Genomic DNA, 20,170 nt, shown 5'->3' on the forward strand with positions numbered 1-20,170 from the left:
TCGAAGGGAAGCCCAGTCATGTCGTCCCAGCTCGATAGATGAAGCTCTCATCCTGCCCCCAGCATCCAAGGTCCCTGAGGATCGTACAGAACTCCTGATACGAAGTTGTCGGGTCCGTAATTGCCCTGACAGACGACGCATATTTCCTTCTCCTGGAGCACCTTGCCCATGCCGTCGCCAACGTCCTCTCTTCGAACGGCACGCGTAAAGGTCACATCGTCCGCCGACCATCCGGTGGCGTTCAGAATGTTCGGCTCCGCGCAGCTTCCGTTGCCGGAACAACTCACTGCGATGTCACCGGACTTCTTGTTCACTGCCGCCGTGTACGTGCGCGACTTCGCCTTTCCCGTCGCTGCCCTCGCCATCTCGTCCCGCAGCGCGGTGGCGTCGGAGAGCCTGGTGTCCATGTGCCAGTTGCCCTGAGCACGGTCCATCATCAAGGAGGGCTTGAACTTGCCCTGCAGCCCCCTGGTGCCCGAGGGGCAGTTGTGCACCAGAACCGGCGCAGCCCCCGCCGCCACGAAGAACGTGTGGGCCCGGTCCACTGTCAGGTTATGGACTGCCGTGGTCTGGGTCCACGCCCTCACTGCCGTCAGTTCGACCTTCGTGCCCGAGCCCGTGCTCAGCCACTGGCCCGGCTTCAGGTCGCCGGCGTCCAGCCATTCGTTCAGGTCGGGGACCCAGAAGGGGTGGCCCTCCGTGGCGGTCAGGACGGCTGTCGCGTCGCCGGCCGGGCCGTCCGTGTCGATGGTCAGGGCGACCAGGTGCTTCTCGCCCTTGCCGGTGATCGTGGCGGTGACCTTCTCCGACGATACGGACTCGCCCGTCGTCGGGTCGGTGGCCTGTACCGAGTCGCCTACGTCGACGTCCTCGATGGGTTTGCGGCTGCCGTCCGCCATGACCACCTTCGTGCCTTCGACGAAGCTGTTGGCCGAGGCGGCCAGGCCGGCCACGTCCGCGGCGCAGGACGTGTACTCCACCGCCGTGTCGAGTTTGTCGGCGGCCTCCGCGATGTCGTCCGCGTACTTCGCCGCCTTCGTCGCCATCCGGCCCGCCTTGGCCGCGCGGACCACGCCCGCTCCCGCGCCGCCCGCCAGCGCGCCGGCCACCGTGGCCGCCGCCCAGGCGCACGCCTCCATGTCGCCCTTGGTCAGGCAGTCCTTGAAGTCGTTGAAGCCGGAGGCCTCGGCCGCGAGCTCCAGGCCGACCTTCAGACCGTCCCGGATGTAGGGGGCGGCGGCACGGGCGAACTCCGTGGCCGCCTCGACCGCTGCGGAGACCGTCTCCACGACCTCGCCGGCCGCCGCGACCACCGCGTCCCGCAGGTCCGTGGCCGCCTGGGCCGCGTCCGCGATGACGTTGCGGGCGGTGTCCACGATCTGGGCGGGCAGGTTGGCCGCTGCGGAGACGATGTCCTTCGTCACCGAGATCAGAGGTTTGACCGCCGCCGCTATCTCCGGGAGGGGGCTGTGCTGGATCGCGTAACTTACCGCCGCCTTCGCCTTCTTGGTGATGGCCTTCGCGCGGGCCACCGCGGCCCGTTTGGCCGCCGCCGCCTTCTCGCGGGCCCACGCGGCCGCCGACTTCGCCGCCGAGGTCGCCTTGCTCGTCACCCAGCTGACCGCCGAGGACACCTTCTGCACGGCCCAGCTGACGGCCGACTTCGCCTTGTTGTAGACCCAGCTGGCCGCCCTGCTGATGGCCCGGCCGACCGCCTTCACCGCGGATACCGCGACCCGCCATGCCTTCTTGACGACCGACTTGACCTTGCTGGCCACCTTCTTGACGCCGCTCTTGATGGCGCTGCCGACCTTCTTCACCCCGGACGCGACCTTCTTGCACCAGCCGCAGCTGGGCCAGTGGCCGTCGGCGTCGACGTAGTCCAGCGGTGCGCCGGCGCCGTAGGTGTAGCGGTTGGCGAGGATGGAGGCGCCGCCCGCGTAGCCCACCGAGTCGCGGGAGTCGAAGGTGCCGGTGCCGGAGTCGTACCAGCGGGCGCCCATGTTCACCTGGTCGGTGTCCGGGTCGGTGTAGTCGCCCTGGTAGCCGAGTTCGCCCGCCACTCCGGAGCCGGTGTCCTCCGACTCCACCTCCTCGCCGAACGGGCTGTACGTAGTCGCGTCCGCCAGCTCCGTCAGGTCGGCGTCCGTCGCGTCGAAGTCGCCGACCACGTCGCCGTGCGAGTCGGTCAGGATCAGTTGCGCGGTGCCGTTCTCCGAGACCGACATCAGCTCGTCCAGCGGGCCGCGGCCGTAGGTCGAGGTGCCGTCGCTGGTCGGGTCGGGGCTGAGGCCCGCGTAGCTGAAGTCGGTGCCGTTGCGGGAGTCGACGCGGTCCAGGGAGTCGTAGTCGTACGACACGTCGCCGGCCTGGAGCAGGCGGTCGAAGGCGTCGAAGGCGAAGTCCTCGGTCAGGCCGGAGCTGGTGCGGGAGGACAGGGTGCCGCGTGAGCTGTACGTGTACGTGTAGTCGCCGTCGGACTGGACGCGGTTGCGTTCGTCGTAGACGGCCGTCTTGTCGCCCTCCTGGGTGCGGTTGCCGGAGTCGTCCCAGGCGTAGGCGGTGGTGTCGTCGCCGGCGGTCCAGGAGGTGAGGCGGCCGGCCTGGTCGTAGTCGTAGGTGTTGTCGGCCGCGTTGCTGCCGGTGACCTTCTTCGAGGTCAGGTGGTCGTTGTCGTCGTAGCCGTAGTCGATGGCGGTGACGGCCTGGCCGGTGCTGTTGGTGAGGGTGTCGGTGTCGATGCGGCCCAGGTCGTCGTAGCCGTAGCTGCGGCTCTGGCCGGCGCCGTAGGAGACCTGGCGGAGGGTGCCGGAGGTGTCGTAGGCGTAGCTCTGGGACGTTCCGGTCAGGGAGTCGTTCGCCGTGGTCAGCTGCTGCTTGGTGTAGGTGAACAGGGAGGTGCCGGCGGCGTCGGTGCGGCTGGTCAGCAGGCCGTCGTCGTCGTAGGTGTAGCTCGCCTCGCCGGACGGGCCCTTGGCCGCCAGCAGCAGGCCGCGGTCGTCGTAGGTGTAGGTGTTGTCGCCGTCGGGGGTGGCGGCGGAGGTGAGGCGGCCGGCCGCGTCGTAGCCGTAGGAGCGGTCGGCGGTGGCGGTCTCGGCGCCGGTGCCGGTCTCCTTGACCAGTTGGCCGGTGTTGTCGTAGACCCGGTTCTGGGTGACGCCGCCGGGGGCGGTGGCCCGTACCGCCTGGCCGGCCGCGTCGTAGGCGGTGGTCCAGGTGCGGTCGGCGGCGGCCGGGTCAGCCGTCGTGGCCGGCTCGATGACCGACTCGGCGAGGCCGAGGGTGTTGAACGTGTAGTACGTGGCGTTGCCGCGGCCGTCGGTGTAGCGGGTGCGGTGGCCGGCCGCGTCGTAGCCGAAGGAGGTGGTGATGGTGTCGGTGTCGGAGACCGGCTCGGTCTGCTGCGTCAGGCGGCCCAGCGCGTCGTAGGCGTAGCTGGTGGTGTGGCCGAGCGGGTCGGTCGACCCCACCAGGTTGCCGGCCTTGTCGTAGTCGTAGCCGATGGTGCGCAGCGCGTTGCTGTTCGGGGCCAGGTCGGACTCGGAGACCAGGCGGCCGGCCTGGTCGTAGAGGAGCGACGAGGTGCGGCCGAGGCCGTCGGAGCGGCGGACCTCGCGGCCGGTCAGGTCGTAGCCGAACTCGGTGACCGTGCCGCTGGGTTCGGTCAGCCGGACGATCTGGCCGAGGCTGTCGTAGGTGAACGACGTTTTCGCGCCGCTGGGGTCGGTCTGCGCGGTGACGTTGCCCGCGTCGTCGTAGCTGTAGCGGGTGGTGAACGCGTCGTCGTTGGGCTTGCGTTCGATCTGTGTCTGGGTGACCGGGCGGTCCAGGTCGTCGTAGGTCGTCTCGGCGCGGGCGCCGGTCGGGCCGGTGACGGAGAGGACCTCGCCGGTGCGGGTGTAGGTGTACTTCCACTGGGCGCGGTCGTCGCCGGTGCCGGTGGGTTCGTCGCGGGTGGTGACCCGGTTGAGGCGGTCGTAGCTGTAGCGGGTGACCTGGTCGAGGGGGTCGGTGGCCTCGACCACGTTGCCGAGCGCGTCGTAGCGGTACTGGGCGGCCGGGGTGACCGGTGTGCTGCTGCCGGGCGCGGTGTACGGGGTGCCGGTGCTGCTGATCTGCCGGCCCAGCCGGTCGTACTCGGTGTGGCTGATGTTGCCCAGCGGGTCCTGGGTGGAGGTGGCGGCGCCGTAGGTGTCCAGGCCGACGATGCTCAGCGCGCGGGTCCGCGCGGCGGCGGTGCCGGCCTGCTCGGTGTCGGTCTCGGGGGCCAGCGTGGAGATCTGCCGGCCCAGCGCGTCGTAGCCGTGGTCGGTGACGTTCCCGGCGGGGTCGGTCACGGACTCGGTCAGCCCGCGCTGGTCGTAGGCGTAGGTCGTGGTGAGCGTCTCGGTGCCGTTGTGGACGATCTCCTTGGTGGCGTTGCCCGCGAGGTCGTAGACGTAGTCGACCTGCTCCGGGGTGGCGCTCACCGGCCACGGCACGTGCGACGGGTTGCCGCTGTTCTTCGTCGTGAGGACGTTGCCGGCCTGGTCGTAGGTGTAGCTGGTGGAGCGGGCCAGGCCGTCCGGGTCGGTCACGGTGGAGGCGACCCGGCCGACGGGGTCGTAGGCCGTCTTGGTGACGGTCTGCCCGTTGTCGGTGGTCTCCTTGGTGACGTTGCCGGCGCCGTCGTACTCGTTGGCCTCCACCACGATGTCGCGGGTGGTGCCGTCGGCGTTGTGGAAGCCCTTCAGGGTGATGGACTTGACCAGGTCGTCGCCGTAGTACTGGTACTCCAAGGTGCGGCCCATGGCGTCGGTGTGCTGGGCGAGGCGGCCGGCCATGTCGTAGGCGTAGGACTGCATGACCAGGTCCTCGCCGGAGCCGGCGCCGTCGGCGTCGTCGGGGTCGCCGTCCCAGTCGACGAGGCGCACCTCGGCGATCATGTTGCGCGCGGTGTAGGTGTACTCGAAGCGGTTGCCGTTGCCGTCGACCATGAAGGTCTGGTTGCCGAACGGGTCGTAGCCGTAGGAGGTCTCGTTGCCCTCCGCGTCGGTGACCCGCGCCGGGCGGCCGTGGTCGTCGAGTTCGTACGTCATCGCGCGCGGCAGGTCGGCGCCGACCACGTCGTCGATCGCGGTGGCCGTCACCACGCCGTCCGGGTCGTACGTGGTCGTGGTGCGCTGCTGGTGCTGGGCGCCGGTGACGGCGTCGCCGACCTGCGGGTCCGTGGCGGACACCAGACGGGACAGCTTGTCGTACTGGTAGGTGGTGGTGACGCCGGCGGGCTGGCTGTCGGAGATCTCGGTCTCGCTGAGCCGGCGGCCGATGGCGTCGTAGGTGTAGCGGGTGATCAGGCCGGACGGCTCGGTGACCTCGGCGATGTCGCCGCTGTTGAAGTAGGCGTAGCGGGTGATGGCGCCGCGCGGGTCGGTGCTGGTCTTCAGCAGGCCGGTGGGGGTGTTGCCGCCGTCCCGGGCCGGTTCCACACCGGTGGTGTAGGTGTTGAGGACCGAGCCGCTGTCCGGGTTCTTCTGGGTGAGCAGGTTGCCGTTGGTGTCGTACTTGTACGTGGTGAGGTAGCGGTTGTCGGTGGCGCTGGTGGAGCGGGCGTCGCGGGTCTCGGTGGGCAGGTCGATCCGCAGGTCCAGCTCGTCCAGGCCGGCCGGGTAGGTGGTGTACGAGGTGTGGCAGTCGCCCTTGGCCCGGCAGGTGGTCTGGCTGTTGACGTTGCCCCGGTCGTCGTAGCCGAGGGTGACGGTGTCGCCGGTCTCGCTGGTGGTGACGGTCTGGTAGCCGCGGTCGTCGTAGGTGTAGCTGCGGATCGCGACGCCGTCGACGGGGTGCCGGATGAAGTCGGGGCTGCCGTCGTCGTTGCCCGGCGGGGTGGTGCAGAACATCGGGTCGCCGGGGTCCGGGTCCGTGCAGACCTCGGTGGGCGCGGAGGTGGACGGGGACGGCGAGGGGGTCTCGTCGTACTGCCGGGTGCCCAGGCCCAGCGGTTCGCCGTAGCGCAGCAGTTGCGAGGTCATGCCGTCGTACTCGTAGAAGTACGGCTGGTCGACCGGGTCGTGCACCTCGACGGTGCGGCGCAGGTCGTCCGTGTCGCCGAAGACGGCGGGGGCGCCCAGCTCCCAGGTGCCGCCGCCTGCGTCGGTGTACTCGCTGACCCGGTCGCGGGCGGTGTCGTAGGCGACCTCGGCGGCGGTGCGGCCGCTGGGCAGCACCGTCTTCACGAGGGAGTCGGCGGCCTTGGTGCCCAGGGCGTAGTGGGTGGCGACCGCCTGGGAGCCCAGCGGGTGGTGGTAGACGGCGGCCTCATCGATCGAGCCCGCGAAGGAGCGGTCCTGGGCGCCGCCCCAGCCGGGCCAGCTCGCCGGGGAGCTGGGCCGGGCCGCGCCGATCTGGTTGTAGGTGAGGTTCTGTGCCGCGAGCTGGCCGCCGGCCAGGGTGGCGGCCTGCTTGCCGTCCAGGTAGAGGGTCTGGGTGGAGCCGGTGGCGGAGAGCACCGCGTGGTGCCACTTGCCGTCGTTGACGTTGACGCTGGTGGCGGTCATCGGGTGGGCGGTGCCGTCCCAGAACTGGCCGCGCAGCTTGCCGTCGGTGCCGACGTACAGGGTGGGCACGCCGGTGCCGGGGGCGGTGCCCCACGCCTTGTCCTGGTAGCCGAGCAGCGGTCCGCCGACGCCGCTGGCGATGGTCTTGAACCACACCTCGACGGCCGCGTCCCGGCTCGCCTTCAGGGTGCCGCCGGGCAGCGTGACGCGGGAGGTGGTGCCGTTGAAGGTGGCGGCGGTGGAGGGGTCGCCGGTGGCGGCGCCCGCGGTGCCGAGGGTGACGTCGGTGTAGGTGCCGCGGTCCTTGCCGAGGTTGACCTCGATGGCGCTGTCGGCCGTCGTGCCCTCCTCCTCACCGAACCGCCAGTAGGACTCGGGACGGGAGTCGCGCACCCCGGCCGCGTAGTGGCTGCCGGCGGTGTAGGTGTAGGCGGTGCAGCCGGCCGCGGGGTCGCAGACCTGGTCCAGGACGTCACCGGTGTAGGTGTACGTCCAGGCGAGTGGGGCGCCGTCGACCGCGTTGGTGGCGACCCGGGTGACGTGGCTGCCGGTCCAGGTGAAGGTCAGGGAGCGCTTGCTGCGCGGGTTCTCGGCCTTGGCGAGCTTGCCGCCGGAGTAGGTGTAGTTGACGACGTTGGAGGTGGCGTCGGTGATCTTGACGAGCAGGCCGGTGTTGCTGAAGGAGTACGTCGTCCCGGACTTGTCCTGGAGCGTCCAGGTGCCGGCGGTGGTGTCCTGGGCGAGCTTGGCGAACCGGCCGGGCGGCGGGGCGTAGGAGCCGTCGGGGTTCTTGCCGAAGCGGACGTCCCGGCCGTCGGGGTAGCGGATGACGACGTTGCCGGTGCCGTCGTTGTCGGGGGTGAGCCGGATGTCGTAGCGGGTCGTCCAGCCGGTGCCGAAGGCCAGGTCGCGGCGCGGGTCGAGGCTGTTGTAGGTGCGTACCAGGGTCAGGTCCGGGCCGACGCCGGCCAGTGAGGCGTCGATCGCCGAGGTCGCGTAGTTGCCGACCCCCGGATCGAATTCGAGGTCCTGGCCCTCGCTCAGCCGGGAGGTGATCTCCGGCTGCGGCACCGAGGTGAGCATGGCGATCTGCGCGGTGGGCACCTCGTTGCTCGCGTCCTTGGCGAAGCCGCGCCACAGGTAGGTCTTGTTCCAGGACAGCTGGCCGGCCGGGACGGAGTAGGCGGGGCTCGACTGGTAGGGCGAGGTGACGCAGTTGACGGGCTGGTCGTCGTCGCCCTTCTCGCAGACCTCGAACTTGTACTGGAGGGTCTGCCCGGCGGGCGCGTCGATGTCCACGGCGCTGGCCCACAGCTGCGGGCTGAGGGTCTGCGCCTGGTAGCCGTTGGGCGGGTACTGCTCCTGCACCACGGGCGCGATGTCGAAGACCTGGAGGGAGAGCCGGCCGGGGGCGACCTGCTCGTCGGTGAAGACCGGGCCGCCGGACTTCACCATGGAGAAGTCCAGCATGTACGCGCCCGGCGGCAGCGCCTTGATGGTGGCGGTGAAGGTGGTCCTGGCGCCGTGGGCGACGTTGGTGGTGAGGTTGGCGGCCCGCTGCTGGGTGACCAGCTTGCCGTCCTTGTCGTAGGCCCGGTAGGCCAGGTAGTAGCCGCCGGGCGTCCAGGTCTGCGCGCCCTTGTTGGTGACCGCGACCTTGACCTGGCCGGCCTGGTTCTGCAGGACCGGCGGGTCGGGGACCGGCTGGGTGAAGGAGTAGCTCGCGTTGTAGGGCGAGTGGGTGACGTACAGCTTGGGCGGGTTGGCGGAGCCGGTGCCGGCGAACTTCTTCCAGCCCAGCGAGTCGGTGGCCGACGCGCGCACCGACAGGCCGTAGTTGGCCTGGGTGCCGTCGACCCAGCGCTGCACCAGGTCGCGGCCGGACTTGCCGAGGTCGAACAGCTCGGAGGCGGCGGGGCAGGCGGACTTCGACTTGCCGGTGGCTATGTAGCCGTAGGCGAAGGACTTGGCGGCGAGGCTGCCGCCGACCGCGGGGCCGGGGTAGCTGAGGCCGGTGCCCGCGGACCAGGACTCGGTGACCGGGTGGACGGTGACCGGGCGGGCCTTGCAAGAGGGGGCGTCGTAGTTGGTCAGCTGGAGCTGGGCGCCGAAGATCTTGTGGTGCTTCAGCTCCTCGTCCAGCGAGGGGAAGCCGAGGTAGCTGGCGGTCGCGCCGTCGGCGCCCTTGCCGGCCTGCAGTTCGCTGGTGCCGACGACCGAGCCGCCGCTCTTGACGTAGACGCTGGTCTCGGCGGACGAGGTGTCCACGGAGGGGTCGACCAGGACCGGGAAGACCCGCTCCGGGTCGCGCAGCCAGTTCGCGTCGACGGTGATCCGCAGTGCCTGGCCGCCGCCGGCCTGCTCGACGAGGTCGTAGGTCACGTCCTCGGAGCGGGCCGGGGCGCCCTGCTCGCCGCCGTGTCCGGAGTCCTCCATGAAACCGGCCGGGACGACACCGGCGACCCGGCCCCTGGCGTCGGTCAGCTCGACCGCGCCGTCCACGATCCGTGCCGTCAGCCCGTCCAGGGCGAGCGGGAAGTCGAAGGTGGTCGGGGCGTCGGCCGAGTTCAGGACGAGGGTCTCCTTGACGCCGCCGGCCTGGGCCGCCAGCGTCAGATCGGTGTCCGGGAGCACCCCCGGGTAGGAGACGGTGCTGCCGGCGGCGCGGCCCTGCACGGCGGCGGCGCCGCTCAGGCCGTACGACAGGGACTGTCCGCCGGGCAGTTCGACGGTGGCCAGCCGCGCGGAGTCGGCCCGCTCGTCGACGCGGACGCCGACCGAGTCGGCGGTGTTGCGCCAGCCGCCGCCGTCGCCGGCCGCCCGCAGCTCGGTGTCGATGGGCAGCCAGACACCGTTCGGGCCGCGGTAGTTGACGGGGGTCGGGGACACCTCGGTGGTCCGGGTGCCGTCCTCGTTGGCGTAGGTGCGGCTGAACCCGTTCCGCTCGGCGGGCAGTTCCTCGCTGTGCTCGGCGTCGAATCCGGTGACCTCGGTGGCCGGCGGGGCGACGGCGGCGGCCTTGTTGCGGGCCTTCTTCCCGGCGGCGGCGAGGCTCTGCTTGGCGTTCTTGAGCGGGTACCTGGACCGGAGGGTGCTCGGGGCCTTGGTGTTGATGTCGTTCTCGCCGACCAGGTGGTCCTTGCCGGCCGCGGACGACCAGCGCTGACCGGGGGCCGAGCGGCCCTGGGGGTCCGCGGGGAACAGCGGGATGCCGGTGCCGGACAGTTCCAGGGAACTGACCGCGATCAGGGACGCCAGGAGGATGCCGATGGCCATGCCCCAGCGGCTGTGGCACAGCCGGCGGACGAGCAGTCTCCGGGCAGCTCTCCGGAAGCCAGGCACAGTTCCCCCTCAGGACCACATGCGGGTGATGAATCGACTTGTGGATCCTGAGAGTTGAGTGAAGATCTTGTCCAGGGGCGCACCGACTGTCCACCTGATTGTCATGTACACGAGTTAGCTGTTCACTCTCCCGCCACTGCCGCGTTAACCCGGCGCCGCCTACCGTCCCCCTGCCGGGGGGTGCGCGATCATGTCGGCTCGCTGCCTTCCTGCCCGGGATCACCGCGCTGAGCTGGGAGGACATCGATGAAGCCGCTTTCCGGCGCCCGCTGCGGCCCGCGCGCAGCCGCGTTGACGCCGCCGGCCGCCGTCCTCCTCATCGTCTTCACATGAACGACGACCGGAGCCACGCCACCCCCGTCCGCCCGCCGTCCCACCGCCCTGTGCCGCGGGACGGCCGGACCCCACCGAGTCACAGTCCGGAAGGATGCAGATGAGACCCCTGTCCCGTGGACGGTTCAGCCGCCGGGTGATCGCCCTCACCACCGCGGCCGCCGCACTGCCCATCGTCATGACCACCGCCGCGGGCACCGCCCAGGCCGCGGACGAGATCACCTGCTCGTCGAGTGGTGCCCTCTACTCGGTCACCACCGCGGGCAGCCTGTTGCGGCGCAACGTCCCCGACCCGGCCGGCGCGACCGGCGCCCTGCCCGAGGCCAGCACCATCGACACCGGCTGGGACCAGTACCCGCGCGTACTGACCGCCAACGGGGCGACCTTCTACGGCATCAAGTCGGACGGCCTGTACTTCAGCCACCGCGACGGGACGACCGGCACCTGGGACGTTCACCACCGCAAGATCAGCGACTCGTTCGGCGGTTACCGCCTGGACGCCGGCCGCAACAAGATCAGCGCCGACCGGGGTGGCAACCTCTGGTTCGTCGACGGCGACGGCGACCTGCGGACCGCCCGCTACCTCAGCTCCACCGACACCTGGACCGCGACCAGCAACTGGAAGGTCGCCTCGGGCTGGGGCCGGTACAGCTTCATCGTCGCCACCGAGCTGGGCGTGGTCTACGGCGTGGACTCGACCACCGGCTACCTGCTGCGCTCGCGCTACGACTTCACCAGCCAGCGCTGGATCGAGCAGCACCGCACGGTCAGCTGGGCGGACTGGCGCGATACCGAGGACCTCACCTCCTTCGGCGGTGACACCATCCTCCGGGTCAAGCCCAACGGAGAGGTGCGCCAGTACCGCTTCCGGGAGGACGCGGGTGACTTCGCCCCCTACAACGTGCTGCTGGGCAGCGGCAGCTGGTGGTCCGGCTACACCAGCGTGACCGGCGCCCCGGACGCCTGCCGGCTGGCCGCGGACCACACCCCGGCCAGCCCCGCCGTCAGCACCGAGTCCTTCACGCCGAACAGTGTCATGCAGGCGTCCAGCGGTGAGATCGAGTACGCCTACACGGACAACATCGGGCGGCTGGTCAGCGGCCGGCAGACCGACCCGGCGGACTTCAACTCGGTGCAGTGGACGACCGTCTCGGACAACGACGCCTTCTCCGGGCAGCCGCAGCTCGCCGAGCAGCCGGACGGAAAGGTCGCGCTGACCGCGCAGAACGTCAACAGCGAGATCTGGTGGCGGCGGCACGCCGCGAGTACCCCTGACTGGGGCGGCTGGGTCAATCTGGCCGGTGCGATGGCCGAGCACCCGGTCACCGCCAAGACGGCCGCCGGGGTGCTCGCGCAGTTCGCGGTGGACGCCGACGGCAAGCCCTGGTACCGCGTCCAGCAGCGGGCCAACGTCGACTTCCTGGGGTGGATGCCGCTGACCGGCGAGGGCTTCACCGGACCGCTCACCGCCGTCACCGTCCGCGACGGCATCCAGCTCTTCGGCACCGACGCGAACGGCACCCTGCGCACCGCCACCTTCAGCAACGGCGCCGTCGGCACCTGGACCACCCTCGGCGACCGGACCATCACCGGCACCCCGTCCGTCATCGTCTACCCCGGCTACCGCCTCGGCGTCTTCGCCCGCGACACCACCGGCCACATCATCGGCCTCACCCAGACCACCGAAGGCACCGCCTTCCCCGCCGCCTGGGCCCAGGTCGGCGACAACACCTTCGCCGGCTCACCCTCCGCCGTCATCAGCCCCCTGACCGGCATCACCGAGATCGTCGCCCGCGCCGACGACGGCTACACCTACAACACCGGCGAACAGACCCAGGGCTCCGGCACCTGGCGCACCTGGCAGCAACTCGACTGGGACACCGCCGCGACCGACCCCACCGCCTTCCTCTACACCAACACCAACGGCCCCACCTGGGCCTACACCTTCCGCACCAGCAGCAACCAGACCCGCGTCTACGAAGCCGGCGCCACCGGCCTCGCCGCCCGCTCCACCACCGCCGCCAAGCCCGCACCCACCTTCACCGCACACAAGCTCCCGGCGCCGCCCGCCGAGTGAGCAGTGCGGGGGGTGACGGCGCCGGCCCTCACCCCCCGCACTGCTTCAGCAGCGCCGCCCGGTCCGGCTTGGTCACCGCCAGTTCGTACTTCTCGGCGACCTGCGCGAAGCGGACCGCGTAGGCGCACCGGATCTTCTTGTTCGGCGGCAGCCAGGTCGCCGGTCCGGAGTCGCCCTTGGCGGAGTTGGCGGAGCCGTCGGCCGGGATGAGGTTGAGCGGGTCGTTGGCGAGCTGCTGCCGCTTCTTCTCCTCCCATCGCGAGGCCCCCAGCTGCCAGCTGTAGGAGAGCGGCACCACGTGGTCGATCTGCACCTCGGCGGCGTCCTGCTTGCGCCACTCGATGGTCTTGGCGGTGTACGGGTCGGCCAGCGTCATGGCGACGACCACGCAGTCGGAGCCGGACTTGAACTTCACGTCCTGGCCGTCGCGCTGGAGCACGTCGTTGCGGGTGTCGCAGCCGTTTCTCGCGAGCGGCACGCCGTCGGCCGTGTCCATCCAGGCGTACCCGAACTCGTCCCGGTCGTAGCCGGTCTTCGGGCCGCGGCCCTTGGTGTCCAGTTTGCCGATGAGTTCGCGGGCCGCGGACCGGTCGGCGTCGTCGGTGACGACGGCGAGGCCGGGCTTGGTCCCGTCCGGGTTCTTCAGCGGGCTCACGGCGGGCCCGGCGGCGGGTTCCGCTTCCGCGCCGCTGCCGCCGCTGCCGGCCGCCGTTCTCCCGCCGTCCTCCAGCCCGTCGCACCCGCTGACCAGGGCCAGAGCCAGTGCCGCGGCCGCGGCCCATCCGGTTCGCGTCCTGCCGTACCGCGCCATGCGCGCCTCCCCTTGTTGTGCGTCCGTCCCACGGTAGCGAGGGAGAGGTCCAGACCAAATGGTGCCTTAAGGGGCATTTAGCCGATTTAGGGCGTAACGTCGAAAAGAGTTACGTCTCGGAAGGAGCACCTGCATGGGCTTCCTCGACAAGGTCAAGAGCATGGCCGGCAAGAACCCCGACAAGACCCGGAAGATGTCGGACGCCGCTGCGAAACAGGTCGACCAGCGGACCGGCGGCAAGTACGAGAAGCAGGTCGACGCCGCGCAGCAGCAGGCCGAGGACAGGTTCGGCATGGGCAAGCGGGGCGGCGACCAGCACTGACCCACTCAGCGACGTGGGACGGCCCGTGGCGCCAACAGCGCCACGGGCCCTCTCGCACGTCGCACGGGCCTGGCTACGACCCCAGCACAGAGGTCAGGAACTCCCCGACCCACGCCAGCAACTCCCGCCCGACCAGCGGCTTTCCGCCGACCTTGGCGGTCTTCGGGCGCGGCACCAGCACCTGGTGGGCGGTCGTCTTGATGACCGTGCCGGGGTAGAGCCGCTTCAGCCTGAGCTCCTGCGACTCCCGCAGCTCGACCGGCGCGAACCGGATGTTGTTGCCCTGGAGCACGATCTCGCCGACGGCGCACGCCCGCGCGAGCATCCGCAACCCCGCCACCAGCAGCAGGTTCTCCACCGGTTCGGGGAGTTTGCCGTACCGGTCGACGAGTTCCTCCCGTACCGCCTTGATGTCCTCCTCGCTGTTGGCGGAGGCGATGGAGCGGTACGCCGCCAAGCGCAGCCGCTCGCCGGGCGCGTAGTCGTGCGGGACGTGCGCGTCGACCGGCAGCTCGATCTTGACCTCCAGCGGCGGCTCCTCCTCCACACCGCCCTCCAGCGCGGCCCGGTAGTCGGCCACCGCCTCGCCGACCATCCGCACGTACAGGTCGAAGCCGACGCCGGCGATGTGCCCGGACTGCTCGCCGCCGAGCAGATTGCCCGCGCCGCGGATCTCCAGGTCCTTCATGGCCACATACATGCCCGCGCCCATCTCGGTGTGCTGGGCGATGGTGGCGAGCCGTTCGTGCGCGGTCTCGGTCAGCGGCTTCTCCGGCGGGTACAGGAAGTACGCGTACCCGCGCTCGCGGCCGCGCCCGACCCGGCCGCGCAGCTGGTGCAGCTGACTGAGCCCGAAGTTGTCGCCGCGCTCCACGATGAGGGTGTTGGCGTTGGAGATGTCGATGCCGGACTCGACGATCGTCGTCGAGACGAGCACGTCGAACCGCTTCTCCCAGAAGTCGACCACGACCTGTTCCAGGGCCTGTTCGGACATCTGGCCGTGGGCGGTGGCGATCCGCGCCTCGGGCACGATCTCGCGCAGCCGGGCCGCCGCCCGGTCGATGGACTCGACCCGGTTGTGGATGTAGAAGACCTGGCCCTCGCGCAGCAGCTCGCGGCGGATGGCGGCGCCGATCTGCTTCTGCTCGTAGGGGCCGACGAAGGTCAGCACCGGGTGCCGTTCCTCGGGCGGGGTGGTGATGGTGGACATCTCGCGGATGCCGGTGACCGCCATCTCGAGCGTGCGGGGAATGGGCGTGGCGGACATCGTCAGCACATCCACGTTCGCCCGCAGCTTCTTCAGCTGCTCCTTGTGCTCGACGCCGAAGCGCTGCTCCTCGTCGACGATGACCAGGCCGAGGTCCTTGAACTTGGTCTCGGCGGAGAACAGCCGGTGGGTGCCGATGACGACGTCGACGGACCCCTCCCGCAGCCCCTCCAGGGTCGCCTTCGACTCGGTGTCGGTCTGGAACCGGGACAGCGCCCGCACCTTCACCGGGAACTGCGCGTACCGCTCGCTGAACGTCCCGAAGTGCTGCTGCACCAGCAGCGTCGTCGGCACCAGGACGGCCACCTGCTTGCCGTCCTGCACCGCCTTGAACGCGGCCCGCACCGCGATCTCGGTCTTCCCGTAGCCCACGTCACCGCAGATCAGCCGGTCCATCGGGACCGTCTTCTCCATGTCGTCCTTGACCTCGGCGATGGTGGTGAGCTGGTCCGGCGTCTCCGCGTAGGGGAAGGCGTCCTCCAGCTCCCGCTGCCAGGGCGTGTCGGCCCCGAAGGCGTGCCCGGGGGCGGCCATCCGCGCGCTGTACAACTTAATGAGATCGGCGGCGATCTCCTTGACCGCCTTCTTCGCCCGCGCCTTGGTCTTGGTCCAGTCGGCGCCGCCGAGCCGGTGCAGGGTGGGGGCCTCGCCGCCGACGTACTTGGTGATCTGCTCCAGCTGGTCGGTGGGGATGTAGAGGCGGTCGCCGGGCTGTCCGCGCTTGGCCGGCGCGTACTCCACCACCAGGTACTCCCGGGTGGCGCCCTGCACGGTGCGCTGCACCATCTCGATGTAGCGGCCCACGCCGTGCTGCTCGTGGACGATGTAGTCGCCCGCCTCCAGGGTGAGCGGGTCGATGGTCTTGCGGCGCCGGGCCGGCATCCGCGCGCCCTCGCGGCCGGCGGCCTTCTGCCCGGACAGGTCGGTCTCGGTGAGCACGGCGAGCCTGAGCCCCGGCTCGACGAACCCGTGGTCGATGGACCCGCAGGCCACATGCACGACGGCCGGACTCAGCTCCCCCAGCCCCGCCGACTTGGCGTCGGGGATGTCGAGCCGGGCCGCGATCCCCTCCCCGCCCAGCACCTCGACGGTCCGGGCGGCGGTGCCGTGCCCCTCCGTCACGTAGGCGACCCGCCACCCGTCGGCCAGCCAGCCCTTGGTGTCGGCCAGCGCCTTGGCGGTGTCGCCGCGGTAGGTCTCGGGGGCGTGCATGCCGAGCTTGAGGGTGTCTTCGTCCAGCTCGTCGTCGGCGGCGAACGGCGACACCGACCACCACATCATGCCCAGCTCACGGGCCCGGTCCCGGACGTCCGCGAGCGACCACAGGGAGGCGGCGTCGACATCGATCGGCGCCTCGCCGCCGCCGGCGGTGGCCGCCCAGGACGCCTGGAGGAACTCCTGACTGGTGGCGACGAGATCGGCGGACCGGGTCCGCACCCGCTCCGGATCGCATACGACGGCCATCGCGCTGTCCGGCAGTACGTCGAGCAGCAGCTCCATCTCGTCGACGAGCACCGGCGCGAGGGACTCCATCCCCTCCACGGCGATCCCCTCGGCGATCTTCCCGAGCAGCTCTCCCAGCTCGGGATGTTCCTCGGCCAGGGCGGCGGCCCGTCGGCGCACCTCCTCGGTGAGCAGCAGCTCCCGGCAGGGCGGTGCCCACAGCCCGTGCTCGGCGACCTCCAGGGACCGCTGGTCGGCGACCTTGAAGTACCGGATCTCCTCGACGTCGTCGCCCCAGAACTCCACCCGCAGCGGATGCTCCTCGGTGGGCGGGAACACGTCGAGAATCCCACCCCGTACGGCGAACTCCCCCCGCTTCTCCACCAGCTCCACCCGTGCGTACGCGGCGGCGGCGAGGGCGGTGACGACCTCCTCCAGATCGGCCGTCTGCCCACTGCGCAAGGCCACCGGCTCCAGCTCCCCCAGCCCCTTGACCTGCGGCTGGAGCACGGACCGCACCGGCGCCACGACGACGGAGACCGGCCCCGTCTCCGGGTCGTCGGCCCGGGGGTGGACGAGGCGGCGCAGCACCGCGAGGCGCCGCCCCACGGTGTCGCTGCGCGGGCTGAGCCGCTCGTGCGGCAGCGTCTCCCAGGACGGGTACTCGACCACGCCCTCGGACGGCAGCAGCGAGCGCAGCGCCGCGGCCAGGTCCTCCGCCTCCCGCCCGGTCGCCGTGACGGCGAGCACGGTGCGGCCCGACTCACGGGCCAGCGCGGCCACCGAGAAGGGCCGGGCCGCGGGCGGACCGACCAGGTCGACATGCATGCGGTTGCCGTCACCGGCCGCCGCGATCGCTTCCGCGAGGGCGGTGTCCTTGACGACGGCGTCGAGCAGACCGTGCAGGCTCATGGAGAGGCTTTCCGTCCGAACTGTGCTTCTTGGGTGAACTGTGAATCCCGGGGACCGTGAATCCCGGGGGCCGTGAATCCTGGGGCTGGACAACACGAAGGGCCCGACACGCGGCGCGGGGCGGGGGTGTCCAGGGTACGTCGGGTCGGGGGCGTTCACCCGTTGGAACGAGCGGCTCGGGACACGTCAGGCCGCTACACCGGCACGATCAGATGCGGCTTCCCCGCATCGTGCGTATACGTCAACGTCTGCCATGTTCCCGACCGGGTCCGCTCGGCCCGGGGGAAACCGATCGTCATCGTGCTGCGGTCGACCATCCAGCGGTTGCGGGCGTGATAGGCGGGCGTATCCAGCGCCGGGGCGCGCAGCTCGACGACCTCCGCGAGGCGATCACGCACCTGGGCGATGGCCTGCCGGGCCTCCGCCGGCTGCTGCTGCACGGTGCCGGGGACCACTACGGTCAGCCCGGCCCCGGTCCTGCTCGCCAGCCAGCACAGGGCGAGCGTGTCGATGCCTTTGGCTCCGCCGACGTAGCAGTGGGCACCGTCCACGAGCGGTCCGAGGTAGGCGGCGAACAGATCTGCGTACTCGGTGACACTTCGATGCGCGATGTCACGCGTTCCGGACACGGTCACCACGCGCACCGGCCTCACCGGGCCCGCAGCCCTTCATAAGCCTCCCGCAGATCGGACGCCTCCGACAGTCGTCTCGCCTCCACCACGCGGACGACTTCCAGTGCCCGCCAGTGGTTGGACGGCACGACGCGGCCGCTCAGTATGGCCTTCCGTACCGCGTCGCACGCCTCGTCCAGACGGTCCCCGGCGAGGAGGACCAAGCCCAGATCGATGTTGGCGGAAGCCACCCGACGCGGCCATTGACCGACGTCTTCGGAGGGGCCCAGACGTTTGATGACCTCACGCGCGTACGGCTCCGCCGCGGCGTCCCCCAGCCACGCCAGCGTGGTCGCCGTGTACGCGAGGCACTTGGCCGGGTCGTACTGGTAGTGATGCTCCCTCGGCCGCTGCGGTGCCACCAGCGCGGCCGACATCTTCTGCACCCGGTCGACGGCCGCGTATGTCTCCTTGGCCTGCCCCAGCCGCGCGCGTGCGCGCCCTTCCTGGGCGGTGGCCTGGATCAGGGCGGAGGAACCCTTGGGGGCGACGCTCTGGGCGGCCAGCGACAGGTCCAGTGCACGCGGGTAGTCACCCGTCGTGAGCACGCGCCACGCGTCGGTCTCGAAGCACCAGGCTTCGATCTCGGGGTGGTCCGCCTGTCGTGCCAGGGTGGTCGCGGCCTGGAGCCCGGCGGTCGCCGCACGCTCCTGTTCCAGGTCGATGTGGAGCGTCGCACCGAGCAGGGACAGCCAGCCGCCGACGACCAGCAGCCGCCGATGTTCCGCAAGGGTCATGCGGGCGTCGAGCAGACGCACGACGTACGCGGAGTGCTTCCGGACGCGTTCCAACAGCTCGACCGGCGGCGTCACCGGATACGCCATCGCCAAGTCGTCGAAGGCGGTTTCGAGGCGGGTGAGCGTCTCCGGCCCGACGTCACTGGCCTGCACGCGCCGCGCCAACTCCCAGGCGGCCACTTCGGCATCGTCGGCCGGCTCACCGTGGCAGAGCCAGCCGGATGTGTCGGCGGCGGGCAGGACATCTGCCGCCAGCAGTTCGTCCAGTCCCCTGGACGTCAAGCGCAAGAGCTTCGCCAACTTCGGGCGTTGGTGCGGCTGGGGTTCCGCGTCACCCCGTTCCCATCTCTGCACAGTGGTGCGGTCGACACGCAACGCTTCCGCGAACTCTTCCTGCGTGTACCCGCTCGCCTTTCGGCGCCGTGCCAGACGCTGCCGCTTCACTGCCATGCCCGTGCTCCGTCCGGGATGCCGTCCGCCCTGGTCAGCGTAGCGCGTGCGGCCTTTCCGCCGCCGGGATGCCGCATTTCCGCCGTGGTGCGACCTGGGTACGGCCCGGCAGCCTGACTCAGGCAAGGACCCCCGCGACCGCGCGAACGACCCGGGGGCGTGGCCGACGCTTCAGAGGAGCGAGGACATGAGAAACGTTGTCCATACAGTTTTGCGGTGGCTGAGTACGGCCGTCCGGCGTGGGCCCGCGAGCCCGTGGGACTCCCCGGTCAGGGCGGTGCCGGTGCCGGTGCCGACGCCCGTTCCGGTTCCGGTTCCGTACGGCCCGGCGTGGGTTCTGCCACCTGCCAGTTGGGCGGCCCCGCAGGCCACGAGCACCGTGCCGGGAGCCGGCCGGTGAGCGCCCCCGAGTCCGACTGGCAGCGGGCCTACCGGCTCTGGTTCGAGCACGCCCGCGGGTGCGAGGTGTGCAAGCGGGTCGCCGCCGTCGCGGAGGGGTGTGCCGAAGGTCAGGAACTGTGGGGCGGCTACCGGCTCGCGCGAATCGACGGGGGCAAGCAGTGGCCATGACCATCCGGGTCTACCGGGTCGATCCGCGGACCGGTGCGCGCACCCCGGTACGGGGCAAGCGGACCGTGACACCCGACACCTTGCCGGAACTCTTCAGCCGGTATCCGCCCTGCGCCTGCCCCCGCTGTCGCTGACGTCCGGGTCAGTCCTGTCTGCCGGGCAGCGGCAGCAGGACGCGGAAGGCCGGGACGGCCACCGCGGCGACGATCAGGTGCATCACCATCAGGGCGATGACCGCGCCCCAGCTCGTGCCGGGCTGGTCGGAGGTGCCGAGGAGGATGTCGGGGACGAACGTGACGAGCAGGATCACCGGTATCCAGGTGCGCAGTACCCGGGCGGGGTGGGCCGCGCGGGCCCGGACCAGGGCCCAGCCGCCGGCGCCGGCCAGTACGCCGACGACGGTGAGGAGGGCGTAGTCGGCCAGGTGGAGCTGCTCGAAGTCGTCGGAGGCGCCGGCGGCGTGGGCGATCGCGGCGACGGCGGCGTTGAGGGCCACGGCGACGACGGCGGTGGCCAGCACGCCCCCGGCCACCACGAGCCCGCCTGGGCGGGTGCGGCCGGCAGGGTGGGCGATGGGCTGTCCGTTCACGGGGTACTCCTCGGCTCGGTGGCACCGGGTGGGGATCGGGTCCGCCCTCGGCGCACCGGCGGCCCGGCGCCGCGCGGGCGTCATGCGCTGAACGTAACGACCGGTCGCGC

At 70.9% G+C, this 20,170-nt stretch carries 9 protein-coding genes; 3 read left to right on the forward strand and 6 right to left on the reverse strand.

Going from position 1 to position 20,170, the window contains the following annotated elements:
* Positions 1–47: 47 nt before the first annotated feature.
* Positions 48–9,812, reverse strand: a complete 9,765-nt coding sequence (locus ACTT8P_RS07005; RefSeq protein WP_442830651.1) for a LamG-like jellyroll fold domain-containing protein — start codon at positions 9,810–9,812, stop codon at positions 48–50.
* Between the two features lie 493 nt (positions 9,813–10,305).
* On the opposite strand from ACTT8P_RS07005, the gene ACTT8P_RS07010 reads away from it, so the two are divergent.
* The gene (locus ACTT8P_RS07010) at positions 10,306–12,288 is read left to right on the forward strand and encodes a tachylectin-related carbohydrate-binding protein (RefSeq protein ID WP_442830652.1); all 1,983 of its coding nucleotides are present in this window, start codon (positions 10,306–10,308) and stop codon (positions 12,286–12,288) included.
* A gap of 28 nt (positions 12,289–12,316) precedes the next feature.
* Here the strand turns inward: ACTT8P_RS07010 and ACTT8P_RS07015 are convergent, their stop codons facing one another.
* The gene (locus tag ACTT8P_RS07015) at positions 12,317–13,099 is read right to left on the reverse strand and encodes an HNH endonuclease family protein (RefSeq protein ID WP_442830653.1); all 783 of its coding nucleotides are present in this window, start codon (positions 13,097–13,099) and stop codon (positions 12,317–12,319) included.
* 133 nt (positions 13,100–13,232) lie between these two features.
* Here ACTT8P_RS07015 and ACTT8P_RS07020 point away from each other — a divergent pair, with 133 nt between their 5' ends.
* Entirely contained in the window at positions 13,233–13,421 is a 189-nt protein-coding gene (locus tag ACTT8P_RS07020; protein WP_442830654.1) for an antitoxin, read from the forward strand.
* Positions 13,422–13,494: 73 nt separating this feature from the next.
* On the opposite strand, the gene mfd is transcribed toward ACTT8P_RS07020, so the two are convergent.
* From mfd to ACTT8P_RS07035, 3 genes are all read right to left on the reverse strand, one after another.
* Positions 13,495–17,043 carry a transcription-repair coupling factor gene (gene mfd, locus ACTT8P_RS07025; protein ID WP_442830655.1) on the reverse strand — a complete coding sequence of 1,183 codons (3,549 nt, stop codon included), beginning with the start codon at positions 17,041–17,043 and terminating at the stop codon, positions 13,495–13,497.
* A 194-nt stretch (positions 17,044–17,237) separates the two neighbouring features.
* A complete protein-coding gene (locus ACTT8P_RS07030; RefSeq protein WP_442830656.1) occupies positions 17,238–17,687 on the reverse strand; it encodes a hypothetical protein in 450 nt (149 codons plus the stop codon).
* Positions 17,688–17,692: 5 nt separating this feature from the next.
* Positions 17,693–18,901: a helix-turn-helix transcriptional regulator gene (locus ACTT8P_RS07035; RefSeq protein WP_442830657.1), complete on the reverse strand. Its 1,209-nt coding sequence runs from the start codon at positions 18,899–18,901 to the stop codon at positions 17,693–17,695.
* A gap of 396 nt (positions 18,902–19,297) precedes the next feature.
* Between ACTT8P_RS07035 and ACTT8P_RS07040 the strand changes: the two genes are divergently transcribed.
* A complete protein-coding gene (locus ACTT8P_RS07040; protein WP_442830658.1) occupies positions 19,298–19,471 on the forward strand; it encodes a hypothetical protein in 174 nt (57 codons plus the stop codon).
* Between the two features lie 142 nt (positions 19,472–19,613).
* On the opposite strand, the gene ACTT8P_RS07045 is transcribed toward ACTT8P_RS07040, so the two are convergent.
* On the reverse strand, positions 19,614–20,060 hold the full coding sequence (locus tag ACTT8P_RS07045; RefSeq protein WP_442830659.1) for a DUF6069 family protein: 447 nt from the start codon (positions 20,058–20,060) through the stop codon (positions 19,614–19,616).
* Positions 20,061–20,170 lie beyond the last annotated feature (110 nt).

The sequence above is a fragment of the Streptomyces sp. JW3 genome, assembly GCF_052216785.1.
Lineage (GTDB): Bacteria > Actinomycetota > Actinomycetes > Streptomycetales > Streptomycetaceae > Streptomyces.

What these genes read in the sequence shown, in the direction of transcription:
- ACTT8P_RS07005 (WP_442830651.1), bottom strand. Translation starts at nt 9,812, where the DNA reads ATGGCCATCGGCATCCTCCTGGCGTCCCTGATCGCGGTCAGTTCCCTG.
- ACTT8P_RS07010 (WP_442830652.1), top strand. Translation starts at nt 10,306, where the DNA reads ATGCAGATGAGACCCCTGTCCCGTGGACGGTTCAGCCGCCGGGTGATC.
- ACTT8P_RS07015 (WP_442830653.1), bottom strand. Translation starts at nt 13,099, where the DNA reads ATGGCGCGGTACGGCAGGACGCGAACCGGATGGGCCGCGGCCGCGGCA.
- ACTT8P_RS07020 (WP_442830654.1), top strand. Translation starts at nt 13,233, where the DNA reads ATGGGCTTCCTCGACAAGGTCAAGAGCATGGCCGGCAAGAACCCCGAC.
- mfd (WP_442830655.1), bottom strand. Translation starts at nt 17,043, where the DNA reads ATGAGCCTGCACGGTCTGCTCGACGCCGTCGTCAAGGACACCGCCCTC.
- ACTT8P_RS07035 (WP_442830657.1), bottom strand. Translation starts at nt 18,901, where the DNA reads ATGGCAGTGAAGCGGCAGCGTCTGGCACGGCGCCGAAAGGCGAGCGGG.